Origin of the sequence: Microbacterium sp. SORGH_AS_0421 (assembly GCF_030818635.1) — a bacterium.
Taxonomy (GTDB): Bacteria; Actinomycetota; Actinomycetes; order Actinomycetales; family Microbacteriaceae; genus Microbacterium.
Genome location: NZ_JAUTAO010000001.1, coordinates 994,614 through 1,009,384 on the forward strand (window position 1 = coordinate 994,614; position 14,771 = coordinate 1,009,384).

Genomic DNA, 14,771 nt, shown 5'->3' on the forward strand with positions numbered 1-14,771 from the left:
TTCCGCACATGACGGGCGCCGGTCTCCCTCTTCCCTCCCGCTCTCCTGAGGACCCCATGGACTTCTTCGCCTCGAGCGCCGGACCGATCGCGCAAGCGCTCGGAACGACGATCCTGCTCGCCGTCTCGGCCGGCATCGGGTCGATCGTGCTGGGCACGCTCGTCACCGCCGCGCGCATCAGCCCCGTGCCGGTGCTGCGCTGGGCCGCCTTCGCCTACGTGCAGTTCTTCGTCAACGTGCCGCTTCTGGTGCTGCTGGTGCTGGCGGTCTTCGCCTTGCCGGATGCCGGATTCCTCCTGCCCCTGACCCCGACGGCCATCATCGTGCTCACTCTCTACGAAGCGGCGTATGTCGCCGAGGCCGTGCGAAGCGGAGTGAACACCGTGAGCCGGGGCGAGATCGAGGCCAGCCGGGCGCTGGGCTTCTCGCTCGGTCAGACGCTGCGCGTGCTCGTCATCCCCCAGTCCTTGCGGGCCGCGATCCAACCGATCGGCAACGTCATGATCGCCCTCACCATGAACACCGCCCTGGCCGCCGCGGTGGGCGTCGTCGAGCTGACGAGCGCGGCGAACAAGCTCAACCTCGTCGAGGCTCAGCCCATCCTGATCTTCACCGCGGCGGGGCTCATCTACATGGTGCTCGCGCTGGCGATCGGCCTCACCGCCGGCCGCCTCGAGAAGAAGCTGAGGATCCGCCGATGACCTCCACCCTTTCGCTCTACGACGAGCCGGGGCCCCGCACCCGCCGACGCATCCTCATCTGGTCGGTCGTCAGCGCCGTCGTCATCCTGGGTCTGATCGCCCTCGCCCTCGTGCAGTTCGCGTCGAAGGGCCAGCTCGACAGCGACCGCTGGCTGCCGTTCCTCGACATCGCGATCTGGGAGTACCTCGGCGTCGGTCTGCTCGGCACGCTGCAGGCCGCTGCCCTGACCGCCGTGTTCGGCTTCGTGCTCGGCCTGCTGCTCGCGCTCGGGCGCCTCAGCCGCGTCCGCTGGATCAGCTGGCTCTGCACCGCCTACATCGAGATCGCCCGTACGGTCCCCGTGCTGCTGCTGATCTACCTCATGCTCTTCGGCCTTCCCCAGCTCGGCCTGAACTTCCCGGTGCTGTGGAAGCTCGTCATCCCGCTCACGATCGCCAATGCCGCAGCCTTCGCCGAGATCATCCGCGCGGGCGTCCTCGCCCTCCCGCGCGGGCAGGCCGAAGCCGGTCTCAGCCTCGGCATGACCCGCTGGCAGGTCGACCGCAAGGTGGTCCTTCCGCAGGCCCTGCGCTTCGTCGCGCCCTCGCTCGTGGTGCAGCTGGTGAGCCTTTTGAAGGACACCTCGCTGGGCTACATCGTCGCGTTCACCGAGCTGCTGTACCGCGGCCAGGTGCTGTCGAGCTTCAACGGCCTGCTCATCCAGACCTTCGTGGTCGTGACCGTGATCTTCCTCGCGCTCAACGGCGGCCTCTCGGGTCTCGCCGCCCGCCTGCAGAAGCGACCGGGCCGCCGCAGCCTCGCGACCCCCGCGAAGGTCGCTCCGGCCGGTCTCACCACCCCGAACGCCCCCGTCGACCGCTGACCCGCCCTTCCGCCCCGGCATCGAAAGAACCACCCATGACGTCCCTTCCCCCCGTCCCCTCCCCGCTGGCCGACCTCGCCGTCGTCATCCGCTCAGGTGTCGTCGAGAGCCGCCACCTCGGGTCGATCGCGGCCCTGGCGGCCGACGGATCGGTGGCCTGGCAGACCGGAAGCGGTGAGCAGATCCTGCCCCGCTCCACGGTCAAGCCCGTGCAGGCCCTCGCCTGCCTACTCGCCGGTGCGGACATCGACGGCGCCGATCTCGCCATCGCCGCGGGCAGCCACACCGGCGAAGACGTGCACGTCGACGTCGTTCGCGACCTGCTGACCCGTGCGGGCCTCGACGAGAGCGCCCTCGCGTGCCCGGTCGACTGGCCCGAAGACGAGCCCACGCGCGAACGCCTCATCCGCGACGGCGAGCAGCGCTCACGGGTGCGCATGAACTGCTCCGGTAAGCACGCCGCGATGCTCCTCGCGTGCGCGGTCAACGGGTGGGACACCGCGACCTACCTCGACCCCTCGCACCCCCTGCAGCAGCTCGTGCGGTCGACGCTCGAGCGCCTCTCGGGCGACACGGTGGCGTACGACGCCGTCGACGGGTGCGGCGCTCCGCTGTTCAGCGTCTCGCCGCTGGGCATCGCCCGCATCTTCCGCGCTCTCGTGACGGCTGCCCCCGGCACGCCGGAGCGGAGGGTGGCGGATGCCATGCGCTCCTTCCCCCGTTTCGTCGGCGGCGACCACCACGCCAACACCGACGCCATGCTGCGGGTGCCGGGGCTGCTGTCGAAGGGCGGCGCGGAGGGCGTGATCGGCATGGCCACTGCCGACGGTGCGGCGGTGTCGATGAAGATCCTCGACGGCAACCCCCGCGCGACGACCCTTGTCGCCCTCACCGTCCTCGAGGCGCTCGGCGCCGACATCTCGAGCGCGGGCGACCTCGTCGACCTGCCGATCCTCGGTGGCGGCGTTCCCGTCGGGTCGATCCAGGTCGGCGGCGACGTCCGCGCCTGGCTCGACGCCTCGATCGCTGCGGACACCGCACCGTGACGACCGCCGCAGGCCCGGCATCCCTCGTCCAGAAGTCCCCCGCGGGCGCCCGCGCCCTCGTGGAGATCTGTGTCGACGATCTCGCGGGGGTGCTCGCCGCCGAGCGCGCGGGCGCCGACCGCGTCGAACTCTGCGCCGACCTGCTCGAGGGCGGCACCACCCCCAGCTTCGGGATGATCGAGTCGGTCCTCGCCTCGGTGCAGCGTGTGGGCGTGCAGGTCATGGTCCGTTCGCGCGGCGGAGATTTCGTGTACTCCGCCGACGAGCTGCGCGTGATGCAGACGGACGCGCGCGCCATCGCCGTCCTCGCTCGGACCAGCAGCGTGCCCGTGGGCATCGTCTTCGGGGCACTCACCGCCGACGGGCACGTCGACGAACAGGCTCTCGATGCGATCCGCGCGGCGGCTGGTGAGGTGCCGATCACCTTCCACAAGGCTTTCGACGACACCGCCGACCTGTTCGACGCTTACGACACCCTCGCCCACCACGGCGTCGTCCGCGTGCTCACCTCGGGCGGCAAGGCCACGGCCAGCGAGGGAGCCGACGTGCTCGCCGGGCTCCGCGCGCGGTCGGAGGGCACCCGGATGCCGGCGGTGCTCGTCGGCGGTTCGGTCCGGGCCCACAACGTGGCGGCGCTCCTCGAGCGCACCGGCGCCCGCGAGGTGCACCTGCGCGCGCAGGTAGAGTCCGGCCGCGGGCACCTCGTCACCGACGAGTCCGCGATCCGCGAGACGGTCCTCGCCGTGACAGCGAACACCCTCGCGTCGCACCCGGCCGTGATCGCGGTCGACATCGGCGGCACCTCCGCCAAGGGCGCCCTCGTCGACATCGACGGGCACGTGCTGCAGAGCTCCCGCGTCGCGACCGGCGGCTCGGGAGCCGAGACGGTCACGCGCATCGCCGAGCTCCTCAACGATCTCATCGCGGGAGCCGAGAGCCTGGGCCGCTCGGTCGTGGGTGCGGGTGTCGTGAGCCCCGGTCTCATCGACAGCGCCACCGGCACCGTCCGTTACGCCTCGACGCTCGGATGGACCGACGTCCCCCTCGCCCGGCTCCTGTCGGATGCCACCGGGCTCCCCGTCGCCGTCGACCACGATGTGCGGGCGGCCGGTGCGGCCGAACGGGCCTACGGCGCCGCCGCCGGGTCGCGCAACGTCGTCTTCGCCGCGATCGGCACCGGGGTCGCGGCATCCCTCACCTCCGACGGCCGCGCGGTCGAGGGGGCCATCTCGGGGGCCGGAGAACTGGGGCACATCCCGGTCGTGCCGGGCGGCGAGCTCTGCGCGTGCGGGCAGCGCGGCTGCCTCGAGGTGTACTTCTCGGGCGCGGGGCTGGCCCGGCGGTACGCGGCGAGCGCCCCGGTGTCCGACGGGGAGGCTCCGGATGCCGCGGCCATCATCGCCCGCATCGACACGGATCCCGTCGCCGCACGCGTCTGGTCGGAGGGGCTCGACGCCCTGGCCACCGGGCTCGCGACCCTCACGCTGCTCGTCGATCCCGAGGTGATCGTGCTCGGCGGCGGCGTCGCGCAGGCCGGTGACGCGTTTCTCAAGCCCCTCCGCGAGCGTCTTTCTGCGGCTCTCGCGTGGCGCGAGGCGCCGCGCCTGACGACCGCCGCCCTCGGCACGCACGCCGGCCGGATCGGAGCCGCGATGCTGGCCTTCGAAGCGGCGCAGCGACCCGAGGTCGTCCGCTCGTGGACCGCGCCTGTCATCCTGGCTGAGCCGACCCCCCTCGAAACGGAGACCCGCGCGTGACCGAGATCGCGATCGTGAAAGACCAGGCGGATGCCGGCCGCATCGCCGCCGACCTGATCGTCGCCGCGCTGGGTCGCCGCGTCGACCCGACACTGGGACTGGCGACCGGTTCGACGCCCCTCCCGGTGTGGGCGGCCCTGGCCGAGCGTTCACTCGACCTCTCTGCCGTGCGCGGCTTCGCGCTGGACGAGTACGTGGGCCTGCCCGCCGGGCACCCCGAGAGCTATCGCGCCGTGGTCGACCGCGACATCGTCGGCCCGCTCGGACTCGACCCCGCGCTCGTGCGTGTGCCGGGAGACGACGACGGTCCACTGGCCGAGGCCGGCGACCGCTACGAGGCCGCTATCGCCGCGGCGGGCGGGATCGACCTGCAGATCCTCGGCATCGGCCGCACGGGGCACATCGGGTTCAACGAGCCGGGCTCGTCGCTCGCGTCGCGCACCCGTCTCAAGGCGCTCACGCCCGCAACCCGCGCCGACAACGCGCGGTTCTTCGACAGCATCGACGACGTGCCCACGCACTGCCTGACCCAGGGCATCGGCACGATCCTCGACGCGGGAGCGCTCGTGCTGCTCGCGTTCGGCGAGTCGAAGGCCCCCGCCGTCGCCGCGGCGGTCGAGGGTCCGCTGACCTCGTCGTGTCCGGCATCCGCCATTCAGCTGCACCGCCGGGCTGTGGTGATCGTCGATGAGGCCGCCGCCTCGCAGCTGGAGCACCGCGACTACTACCGCTTCGCCTGGGACCACCGCGAGATCGCCACGACATGACCGCCGACGTGCTGTTCACCGGCGCTCGGGTGGTCGACGCCCGGCGCGACCTGCCCGACGCCTGGGTGCGGGTGCGTGACGGCCTGATCGTCGAGGTGGGCACGGGGCCCGCTCCGAATGCCGCCGAGCGCGTCGACCTGGGCGGGGCGACCCTGACCCCCGGCCTGATCGACCTGCACGTGCACGGGGGCGGCGGGCACGCCTTCGACGACGGAGCGGATGCCATCACCGCCGGCGTCGCCGCCCACCGCGGCCACGGCACGACCGGCCACCCTGATCAGCCTGGTCTCGTCTCCGCTCGACGTTCTGCGTCGGCAGCTCTCCGCCGTCGAGCTCGCGCGCCGGTCCGATCCCGGAATTCTGGGGGTACACCTCGAGGGGCCCTGCCTGTCGCCCGCCCGACGCGGAGCGCACGACCCCGGCGCGCTCGCTTCGCCCGATGCACGGTTCCTCGAACTGGTGCGAGATGCCGAGCCCGGCCTGATCCGCCAGGTCACCCTCGCCCCCGAACTCCCCGGGGCGCTCGACGCGATCACGGAGCTCGTCGCCCGCGGCATCCGCGTGGCGATCGGTCATACCGAGGCCGACTACGGCCTCACGCGCGAGGCGATCGACCGCGGGGCTACCCTCCTTACCCACGCGCTGAACGCGATGCCGGCCATCGGCCACCGCCACCCCGGTCCCGTGCCCGCCGCGCTCGAAGACGAGCGCGTGACGCTCGAGCTGATCCTCGACGGCGTGCACGTGCACCCCTCGGTCGCGCGCCTGCTGCTGACCGCGGCGCCGCAGCGGGTGGCTTTGATCACGGATGCCATGGCCGCCGCCGCCCACGCCGATGGCGCGTACCGACTGGGTGAGCTCGACGTACGCGTCACCGACGGCCGCGCGCTGCTCGACGACGGCGTCACCATCGCGGGGTCCACGCTGACCCTCGATCTCGCGGTGCGCACGGCTGTCGTCGACCTCGGCCTGAGCGCCTCGGATGCCGTGGGGGCGGCGACCGCGGTGCCCGCTGCGGCGTTGGGCGACTCCTCACGCGGGCTGCTCGAGCCGGGGATGCGCGCCGACCTCGTCGCGTGGGACGTCGACTGGCGCGTGCAGCGGGTGTGGCTCAGCGCTTCATGACCCGCCGCTCGAGTAGCTTCTTCGCCACGTCCATGAAGTTCGGCGCGTACTTCGCCCATTCCTGATCCAGCTTGCGCACGTCGATCTTGCCGGTGTGCAGCAGTTCGCAGATCTTCAGCCAGCTCTCGCCGGTCGCCGCGGTCAACGCGCCCGCCACCGCGGCGTTCACGACGATGCCGGCGCCGGGGATCAGCTTGAGGAAGCTCGTCGCGAGCGCGCGACCGGCGACCTGCACGCCGAACTGCGCCAGCGCTCCGGCCGAGAGCATCGTCTTGACCTCGAGGTCGTAGATCGCGGCGATGCGTCCCATCATCGTGAGCTGGATCGGCGCCAGCGTGACAGCATCCGAGACAGGAAGCGGAACGGATGCCGCTCCCGCAGCCGCTGCGGCCGCCGCGGCGATGATCGGGCGCGCCATCTCGCGCTTCCACGGGAGGTTGAGGCGCTGTGCGATGCGAAAGGCGTCCTTGTCGCGCTCGGGGGCGAGCTCGAGGGTCTGCGTGACAAGGTCACCGAGGCCGTGCCCCTTCCCCTTCCCGTGCTTGTCGCGGGTCGAGGTGAGGATGACCTGCCGGTAGGGGATCCGCAGCCGTTCGCCGGTGTTCGCGTCGACGGGGTCGTTGAGCCAGTCGACGAACGCCTCGACGTCTTTCGCGACGCTCTGGTGCCCGGTGATCGGGTTCTTGATCCAGTCGACCTTCGTCAGCACGAGGATCACGGGCAGCCCCCGCGCGTCGAGCTCGCGGATCATGGCGATGTCGGCCGGGGTGAGGCGGTCGTCGTTGGCCTTCACGCAGTACCAGACGACCGAGATCTGGTGGTCGCCGGGGTGGGCGGCGATCGCATCGAGGTGGTTGCGCAGCTGCTGGTCGGGCGGGATGGGCGAGCCGATCTCGAACCCCTCGACGTCCCAGATGCCCAGGGACTCGTCGCTGTAGAAATGCACGCCGCGGGTGACCGGCAGCCCACGCCCGACCTTCGCCCAGTCGCGCCCGAAGACGGCGTTGACGAGGGAGGACTTGCCCACGCCCGAGGCGCCGACGATCGCGAGGTTGAACCGGCCGTAGCGCGACTTCGCCTCGGAGCTCGCCTCGATGAAGGCCTTCTGATCGAGGTCGGGTGTGTCGGCGTTCTTCTTCGCCATGGTGTGGCTTACCCCCGGTGACTCACTGCGCGACCCGCGGTTGCGGGATGGATCGAATCTACGGGGCGGGGCCCGTTGCGGGCTTTCTGACGGTGACCCTTGCGCGAGGGGAGGACCACCCGTCCCCGTCCCGCGTGAACACGACCCGGTCATGCAATCGCGACCGTCGCAGGTCTCTACCCTGTCGCGGTGGCCGACCGATCGGCCAGCGGCGATCCGAACGTCGGGACTGTTGGGCTCAGGCCGCAATATTTACTGTGTTCGTATGAGCGGCTCGAGGACGATCATCGATCCGGCCACTTGGATGGAGCTTGAAGTGCCCGCGTACGCGACGGATGAGTCGGCGCTGAGAAAAGCGCAACGCCGTAGAGAGGGAGCCCTCCCTGTGCTGATCCTCGAACCCGATTTCGGTTGCGTTTTTCCGCTCTGGATCGATGGCGCCCCCACCGACCCAGCACTATGGGACGTTTCGACAAGCTTGCAAGCCGACCTTCGATCCTGGCTCTCGGTCTGGGAGCAAGGCTTCGATTTTGAGACCGGCTGGCGCACAGATGCACCGTGCATCAAGTGGGCCCAACAAGGTGAACAGTTGTTCAGGCGGCTGTCACGCGAGCTGTGGGAGGTTGCAGACGTTCTGCCCGCATTCCGCAAGATGACCGCCGAAGCCGCGTGAACCTCGGGATGGCTTCAACGTGAGACGCGTCAGCAGACGCTGCTGCCGGTGGGGTAGGCGGTGATCAGCAACCGATTTAATAGCTGGCCTTGAGCACTCGCTTCATGGCGCGAACGGACTGCTCTGAACGTGGAGACAACATGACGTGCTGCGGACGTCTGCACGTCTTTCCGCGCACGCGCCCTGCATAGCCGGTGGCTCTCAAACTGCCGGCCTCTTCGTTCGAGACGGCCGGATAGGTCGCGGGTCCGTATCTTCCCTTAGTCCGAATGTCGCCGTGTTACGGCTGCCGCCGCTGCCCCACCCACCCGTCCCCATCCCGCGCGAACACAACCCGATCGTGCAGCCGTGACCGCCGCCCCTGCCAGAACTCGATCTCCCGCGGCTCCACCCGATACCCGCCCCAGTGCGGAGGCCGCGGCACGACCGCGTCGTCGGCGAACCGGGCGGTGACCTCTCCCATCTGCTCTTCGAGAGCGGCTCGGGATGCCACGGACTCCGACTGGTGGCTCGCCCACGCGGACAGCTGAGAGCCGCGCGGCCGCGACGCGAAGTACGCGTCATCCCGCTCGGCGGGCAGAGGCGTCGCCGTCCCGAGAACGATCACCTGGCGTTGCAGCGCGTACCAGGGGAACAGGATCGACACCGCCGGGTTCGCGGCGAGCGCGCGGCCCTTCCGCGACTGCCGGTTGGTGAAGAAGACGAGCGCTCCGTCATCGTCGATGCCGCGCAGCAGAACCGTTCGCGAGGTCGGTGCACCCGTGGCATCCACCGTCGAGACGACCATCGCGTTCGGCTCGGGCTGATCGGCCGCCTCGGCCAGCCACCGTCGGAAGAGATCGAGGGGGGATGCCGCCAGCGCGCCGTCGTCGAGAGCATCGAGGTCGTAGTCGAGCCGGTGGGCGAGGGGGTTCTCGGTCATCGCGGGGTCCTCCGGTGGGTGGTGGAGCCCCATCGTAGGGCGGCGCCCCCGGACGCGCGGGGGCTTGCTCGACCTCGCTCGGGCGTCAGAGCCCCGCGATCCCCGCCGACCGCACGACGAAGTACACGAGGATCGCGACGACGGCCACGACGAGCACGACCGCGCTGAAGAACATCGCGATGCGGAGCCGTCGAGTGGCCGCTGATTCACCGGGCCGGTCCCACGGAGCGCGCGCCATCATCGCTTCTTCGGGGTCGTCGAGTTCATGCCCCGATCCTGCCGAAACCCTCCGTGAAACCTCAAGCCCGCCGCCCGACACGCCGTCCCCCTGCGCATGTGGAATATCCGCTGCGCACGTCGGGTTACGAGGCACGGCCCTGTTCCCCCTCGAAAGGACACCCATGAGCCTGTTCGCCCCCACCACCGTCGGAGAGATCGGCGTCCGCAACCGCGTGTCGCTCGCCCCGATGACACGCCTGCGCGCCGGCGCCGACGGAGTTCCCGGTCCGATCGTCGCGAAGTACTACGCGCAGCGCGCCGGCATCGGCCTGCTGGTCACCGAGGGTGTCTTCCCGAGCGACGAGTCGCGCGCGTACCCGGGTCAGCCGGGCATCGTGACCGACGCTCAGGCCGCGGGCTGGGCCAAGGTCGCCGATGCCGTGCACGCCGAGGGCGGCACCGTCTTCATGCAGCTCATGAACGGCGGACGCGTCACGCACCCCGAGATCACCGGCACCGACCGCATCGTCGCCCCCTCGGCGATCGCGATCGACGGCGAGACGCGCCTGGCCGACGGCACGAAGGTCGCCTACGCCACCCCGCACGCTCTCGAGACCGCCGAGCTCGAAACGGTCCGCGACGAGTTCGTCGCCGCCGCCCGCAAGGCCGTGGATGCCGGCTTCGACGGCGTCGAGCTGCACAGCGCCAACGGTTACCTGCTGCACGAGTTCCTCTCCCCCGCCTCGAACCAGCGCACCGACGGCTACGGCGGATCGCCCGAGGCCCGCGCCCGCTTCGTCATCGAGGTCGCGCAGGCCGTCGTGGCCGAGGTCGGGGCCACGCGTGTCGGCATCCGCATCTCGCCCGCGCACAACATCCAGGACGTGTGGGAGAAGGATGACGCCGAAACCCGCGCCACCTACGAGGCGCTCGTGGCGGGCCTCGCTCCCCTGGGCCTCGCCTACCTGAGCGTGCTGCACGCCGACCCCGCCGGCGAGCTGATCCAAGATCTGCGGCGCGCGTTCGGTGGCACCTTCATCATCAACAGTGGCTTCTCGAGCGTGACCACGCGTGATGAGGCCGTCTCGGTCGTGGAGGACGACATCGCCGACCTCGTCGCCGTGGGCCGCCCCGCGATCGCGAACCCCGACCTCGTCACGCGGTGGGAGCAGGGCGCCGACGAGAACGAGGTCGACCAGGCCTCCGTCTACGGCGGCGGCGAGCGCGGGTACACGGACTACCCGTTCCTGCAGGCGTAAGCCGTTGTGCTTCTGGGGCCTCGCGCAATTCGTTCGCGCGGGGCCCTTCTGCGTCAGGCCGGTCGGTAGCGCCCGGCTCCACCCGACGCGAAAGGGCACCAAGATGCGGGCACCCCGCCAACGAGATACCACCTCCCGCAACGTCACGTGCGTGGGTGCTACAGCTAGGCGGGGGACTTTGCGGATTCGATGACGTTCTGCGGGAGAACAAGGCTGGCGTTGAGGATTTCGAGGCCGAGCAGTCGGTTGTCGCTGCCGAAGTCGAGGATGATCTCGCCGAGGCCTCCCGGAGTGGCCATGGAATGCAGCTGTTGCGTCGCCGCTCCTTCGGCGATGCCGGCGGCGATCGTGATGTACGCGGCGTCCGCTTCGGCGTCGTAAGTGACTCTCATTTCAGCCCTTCGTCACGGTCATGATATTGCCGGTCTTGTTGTCCACGACGACGCGGGTCTTGTTCTTTCCGGATCCCTGCGTGAATACGGGTCGACGCCGTCGAGCAGCCCCGACCCGCGTCTGGAACCATGCGTGCACGACAAACGTGTAATCGTCGATGAGCCCGTGCACCGCCGGCAACTTCACTCCACCAGGTGAGACACCCCCTCCGGGCTGATCCTTGAGCTGCAGGACGGCCTCGACCGCGTCGCCCCGGACCAGTTCGGCGTTCCACTCAACTTCATCGAGAGCCCCGGATGCCACGATCTTCCGCATCGGATCCATCACTTCCGAGAGCGCGATCTCACTGGCGTTCATCCAGTCAGGCCACTCCCCCAATTCCGGTCCGCGCCCCGCGCTCTCCATCAGCTCGTAAGTGACGCGACCGTGGAAGAGGGTGTCGGAGCGGCGCAGCTCGTCGATTCACAACACCGAGGACTCGGCATCTGACGGCAAGCCCGCTTCGTGATGGACGCAGCCGTCGAGGGTGACGTTGATGGCGTCGCGGAGGGGCTGGGTCATGAGTTCTGACTCGCGTTCCGTGTTCGCGCTCAGCTGCCGATCGCACCGGACGGAGGGCGTCCCTGATCGTCGGGAGTATCGTCCTCCCTCTGCAGGCGCTTCGCCAGCTTTTCGGCCCAACGACCGGCCGACTGACGCGCGTTGTCGAGCGCCTCTCCGCCGAAGCGGCCGACGGCCTGCGCCCCGTCCGCACCGGCTTCGAAGACGTCGTCTCGCACGTCCACCGCCGCGCTGACCCAGCTGCGCGCTTCCACGGCGCTCTGTTGCCCGGCGAGCCCCAAGCGCGCGTGAAACTCGCCGATGCCCTCCGCAACGTCGTTCCGGGCCTGCACAACCGCTCCTGCAGAGAAGGGATTGAGCAGCACCTTGGCGTTGGCGCGCTCGGCTCCCGCGTCCATGCGTGTCAGCAGTGAACGAGTCGTCTGCACGATGACCTCGCGGCGCCGTTGGCGTGCCGTCTGCAGGGCAAGGCGGTGCTCATCGATCTCCTCAGGCGAGGCCGTGAGCACGCGTTCAAGCTCGAGCATTCCGAGCGCTTCCTGCAACTGGAAGGACTTGGCGACGACGCTCAGCCACTCGGCAACCGAAGACTGTGCCTCCTTCGCCAGATCAGCGAGATCGCCGATCTTCGCCGTCCGCTCGATCCTGTCGGCGATAGCGTCAAGCTGGCGTAGGGCGTAGGCCTGCGTGCGAGCGATCGTCGAGGCCGAGTTTTGAATCTTCGACCACGTGACCTCGGACACCCTGCCGACCGTGTCACGAACGACGATTGCCTCATCGATCAACATCTCAACGCCGATCATCTCCGAGAGCACAGCGTCTTTCTGTGCACGGAGGACATCGTCGACCTTGGCGTCGATCTTGGCCAGGTAGTCGGTGATCTCCTCCATCGTCTGCTGCATGGCGTACTGCGCCATGATGCCGCCAACGCCGGCCAGGATGGCGGGATTCGTCAGGAGAGCGCCCGGCTTGGCCAGCGGAGACCCAGGCTTGGTGACGAACTGCAAGTTCTTCACGAACCGACCTTTGTCACCGCGCGTTGTTGCGTGCCAGAACTTGGTGCTCGAGTTCTGCACCACGGGCAGAAGTCGGGCCGCCTTGGCTGATTCTTCCGTGAGCTTCACCCACCGGCCCGCGCTTGCGGAGATATCTGCTGCTGCGTTCAAGACGGCTGCGCCGGCGGCAACCGACGGCGTCAATTTCGCGATGTCGAATGATGTCGACGGTAGCCCCGAAGCGGCGACGAACTTTGCCACCTGCGTGGGCTCACCTACGAACACAAGCCCATCACCGTCACTGATGACTTCCACGTCGTCGAATTCTTCTGCCCGGCCTTCAAGGTCGCTCATCGCGCACCGCCTGTTGTCGTCGTTGACTTCGACATGCCCACTGTCCCACTTTCCCGTGCCCCTATTCCGGTTGGGGGCAGCATCTCACAATCGAGGACTGCACATGTACGTCCGAGGCGCGGCCATCGACTGCGGCGGCCAGACCTATTCCTGCGGCTCTCCGGAGCCATTCGTGGACGCCACGAACGCCGTACGTGCAAACCGCTCTGCCTGCACCGCGAACGCCTCCGCCAGCTCCGGAGGCCCGATGACCTCCATCGCCACCTCGAACCTCCCGAACGACGCGGCGAGCGCACCCCACGACCACGACCCCACCTCGAGGGTGCAGCGCTCATCATCGACAGCGGTGACCGTACCGTCGCCCGCGAACGGCAGCACGTCCCGCACCGGAGCGTGCAACAGCACCGTTCCGCGACAGGGCCACCCGTTGGTGTTCGCTCCCTTGAACCGCGCCGAGACAAACGCGTCCACGTCCCCGCCCGGCACAACCCGCGGCACGAACGGAGCGCCGTGCGGCACCCGGGGTCGCACGCGATCCGCCGAGAAGAGCCGCCAATCCTCCCGCTCGTGATCCCACCCGAGCAGGTACCACCGCCCGTCCGATGCCACGAGGTGGTGCGGCTCGATCCGCCGAGGCTGGGCCTCACCGCCGCCCCTCGACAGGTAGTCGAAGCGCAGGGTGACCCGGTCGTGCACCGCCTGCGCGAGCGTGAGCAGAACCTCGAGCGGCACGGCAGCAACCGGCGCTTCCCCCGGGCGACCCACCGTCGTCACCTCCACCGAGTCGAGCCGATGCCGCAGCCGTGACGGCAGCACCTGCCGCATCGTCGCGAGAGCGCGCACCGCCGCCTCACCGATGCCCGCACCCAATGCGGGAGCCGCTCGCAGCGCGATCGCCACCGCGAGCGCCTGATCGTCATCGAACAGCAGGGGTGGCATCTCCGCGCCCGCGTCGAGGCGGTACCCCCCGTCGGGGCCCATCGTCGTCTCGATCCGATAGCCCATCTCACGGAGTCGATCGATGTCGCGCCGCACCGTGCGGTCGCTGACGTCCAGCCGCGACGCCAGTACCGACCCCGGCCAGTCCCGCCGCTCCTGTAGCAGCGACAGCAGGGTGAGCAATCGCGACGTCGTGGCCATGCATCTGACGGTAGTCGCGGTCTAGGACAGAAACCGACCTATACGGATGGGAGCGTGATCTCACGAGCCGATCCCGGCCCATTCATCAAGGAGCAGACATGCCCGTGCAGACCACCACCCACCTGAACTTCCGCGGCGATGCCCGTCAGGCGTTCGAGTTCTACCAGTCCGTCTTCGGCGGCCACCTCGTCGTCAACACCTACGCCGACTTCGGCATGCCGGCCGAGATCCCCGGCTCCGACAAGGTCGTCTTCGGCCTGGTCGCCGGCGAGAACGGCTTCCGCATCATGGGCTACGACATCCCCGGCCGGACCGAGGGCGGCATCGCCGCACCCGGCTCCACCCACCGCGAGAACAACACGACGGTCACCGACCAGTCGCTGTTCGTCTCCATCAGCACCCCCACCCTCGAGGAGCTCCAGGTCTACTGGGACACCCTGTCGACGGATGCCACGATCGTCGAGCCGCTCGCCGCGTCAGCGTGGAGCGCGGGCTTCGGCATGCTGATCGGCCGCTTCGGCGTGACGTGGAGCGCGTCGGTCACCGCCGAGTGACGTGTGGTCGTGGCCTGCACGCAATGCGCGTCACCGCCGCCCGCCTGACGTGGCAACGCGAGCCACCGCCGACCCCACAAGCGACTTCTGTCAAGCCCTGGGCCGTACCTTCGGCGACCGGATAATTCTCAACACAGAAATTCCGCGGATTACGACGCGCGACGGGGGGCGCCCCAGCCGCCGCAGAGAACAGTGCCGGCCCGAGTCCGTCGGTCTCCGCGTGACCGCGACACACCGCTACCCCTTGACGGAGGGCACTGGCGAGATGCAGACCACCCAGGCCCTCGCTCCGCTGACG

At 69.5% G+C, this 14,771-nt stretch carries 17 protein-coding genes; 9 read left to right on the forward strand and 8 right to left on the reverse strand.

The annotated features are described in order from the left end of the window. Positions 1 to 56: 56 nt before the first annotated feature. The 5 genes from QE416_RS04690 to QE416_RS04710 are packed head-to-tail and all read left to right on the forward strand — an operon-like array spanning position 57 to position 5,134. Positions 57 to 701 carry an amino acid ABC transporter permease gene (locus QE416_RS04690; RefSeq protein ID WP_056224894.1) on the forward strand — a complete coding sequence of 215 codons (645 nt, stop codon included), beginning with the start codon at positions 57 to 59 and terminating at the stop codon, positions 699 to 701. Then, positions 698 to 1,564: an amino acid ABC transporter permease gene (locus QE416_RS04695; protein ID WP_307313924.1), complete on the forward strand. Its 867-nt coding sequence runs from the start codon at positions 698 to 700 to the stop codon at positions 1,562 to 1,564. Before QE416_RS04690 ends, QE416_RS04695 begins: the two co-directional genes overlap by 4 nt. 35 nt (positions 1,565 to 1,599) lie before the next feature. Then, positions 1,600 to 2,610, forward strand: a complete 1,011-nt coding sequence (locus QE416_RS04700) for an asparaginase (protein ID WP_307313927.1) — start codon at positions 1,600 to 1,602, stop codon at positions 2,608 to 2,610. Continuing rightward, positions 2,607 to 4,367, forward strand: a complete 1,761-nt coding sequence (locus QE416_RS04705) for a copper homeostasis protein CutC (protein ID WP_307313931.1) — start codon at positions 2,607 to 2,609, stop codon at positions 4,365 to 4,367. Before QE416_RS04700 ends, QE416_RS04705 begins: the two co-directional genes overlap by 4 nt. Further along, on the forward strand, positions 4,364 to 5,134 hold the full coding sequence (locus QE416_RS04710; RefSeq protein WP_307313933.1) for a glucosamine-6-phosphate deaminase: 771 nt from the start codon (positions 4,364 to 4,366) through the stop codon (positions 5,132 to 5,134). Before QE416_RS04705 ends, QE416_RS04710 begins: the two co-directional genes overlap by 4 nt. On the opposite strand, the gene QE416_RS04715 is transcribed toward QE416_RS04710, so the two are convergent. Continuing rightward, a complete protein-coding gene (locus QE416_RS04715) occupies positions 5,092 to 5,406 on the reverse strand; it encodes a hypothetical protein (protein WP_307317996.1) in 315 nt (104 codons plus the stop codon). The genes QE416_RS04710 and QE416_RS04715 overlap by 43 nt on opposite strands. Here QE416_RS04715 and QE416_RS04720 point away from each other — a divergent pair. Then, on the forward strand, positions 5,354 to 6,259 hold the full coding sequence (locus tag QE416_RS04720) for an N-acetylglucosamine-6-phosphate deacetylase (RefSeq protein WP_307313936.1): 906 nt from the start codon (positions 5,354 to 5,356) through the stop codon (positions 6,257 to 6,259). The two genes, QE416_RS04715 and QE416_RS04720, sit on opposite strands and share 53 nt — an antisense overlap. On the opposite strand, the gene QE416_RS04725 is transcribed toward QE416_RS04720, so the two are convergent. Next, positions 6,246 to 7,403, reverse strand: coding sequence for a GTPase family protein (locus QE416_RS04725; protein WP_307313940.1), 1,158 nt, complete (start codon positions 7,401 to 7,403; stop codon positions 6,246 to 6,248). The two genes, QE416_RS04720 and QE416_RS04725, sit on opposite strands and share 14 nt — an antisense overlap. Before the next feature lie 265 nt (positions 7,404 to 7,668). On the opposite strand from QE416_RS04725, the gene QE416_RS04730 reads away from it, so the two are divergent. After that, positions 7,669 to 8,076, forward strand: coding sequence for a hypothetical protein (locus QE416_RS04730; protein WP_307313943.1), 408 nt, complete (start codon positions 7,669 to 7,671; stop codon positions 8,074 to 8,076). A gap of 280 nt (positions 8,077 to 8,356) precedes the next feature. Here QE416_RS04730 and pdxH read toward each other — a convergent pair whose 3' ends face one another. Together pdxH and QE416_RS04740 are read right to left on the reverse strand one after the other, a co-directional pair. Continuing rightward, complete coding sequence (gene pdxH / locus QE416_RS04735; RefSeq protein ID WP_307313948.1) at positions 8,357 to 8,998, reverse strand: pyridoxamine 5'-phosphate oxidase; 642 nt, start codon at positions 8,996 to 8,998, stop codon at positions 8,357 to 8,359. An 85-nt stretch (positions 8,999 to 9,083) separates the two neighbouring features. Further along, the gene (locus QE416_RS04740) at positions 9,084 to 9,236 is read right to left on the reverse strand and encodes a hypothetical protein (RefSeq protein ID WP_307313951.1); all 153 of its coding nucleotides are present in this window, start codon (positions 9,234 to 9,236) and stop codon (positions 9,084 to 9,086) included. Positions 9,237 to 9,399: 163 nt separating this feature from the next. On the opposite strand from QE416_RS04740, the gene QE416_RS04745 reads away from it, so the two are divergent. Continuing rightward, positions 9,400 to 10,476 (forward strand): alkene reductase, encoded by a 1,077-nt coding sequence (locus tag QE416_RS04745; RefSeq protein WP_307313954.1) that lies wholly within the window; start codon positions 9,400 to 9,402, stop codon positions 10,474 to 10,476. A 164-nt stretch (positions 10,477 to 10,640) separates the two neighbouring features. Here QE416_RS04745 and QE416_RS04750 read toward each other — a convergent pair whose 3' ends face one another. The 4 genes from QE416_RS04750 to QE416_RS04765 all read right to left on the reverse strand — a co-directional run bounded on the left by QE416_RS04750 (position 10,641) and on the right by QE416_RS04765 (position 13,919). After that, positions 10,641 to 10,868 carry a DUF2283 domain-containing protein gene (locus tag QE416_RS04750; protein WP_307313957.1) on the reverse strand — a complete coding sequence of 76 codons (228 nt, stop codon included), beginning with the start codon at positions 10,866 to 10,868 and terminating at the stop codon, positions 10,641 to 10,643. Between the two features lies 1 nt (position 10,869). Next, positions 10,870 to 11,274, reverse strand: a complete 405-nt coding sequence (locus QE416_RS04755; RefSeq protein ID WP_307313960.1) for a hypothetical protein — start codon at positions 11,272 to 11,274, stop codon at positions 10,870 to 10,872. A gap of 185 nt (positions 11,275 to 11,459) precedes the next feature. Further along, positions 11,460 to 12,779 (reverse strand): hypothetical protein, encoded by a 1,320-nt coding sequence (locus tag QE416_RS04760; protein WP_307313963.1) that lies wholly within the window; start codon positions 12,777 to 12,779, stop codon positions 11,460 to 11,462. A gap of 144 nt (positions 12,780 to 12,923) precedes the next feature. Beyond that, a complete protein-coding gene (locus tag QE416_RS04765) occupies positions 12,924 to 13,919 on the reverse strand; it encodes a YafY family protein (protein WP_307313967.1) in 996 nt (331 codons plus the stop codon). A gap of 98 nt (positions 13,920 to 14,017) precedes the next feature. Between QE416_RS04765 and QE416_RS04770 the strand changes: the two genes are divergently transcribed. Then, positions 14,018 to 14,473: a VOC family protein gene (locus QE416_RS04770; RefSeq protein WP_307313970.1), complete on the forward strand. Its 456-nt coding sequence runs from the start codon at positions 14,018 to 14,020 to the stop codon at positions 14,471 to 14,473. Positions 14,474 to 14,771 lie beyond the last annotated feature (298 nt).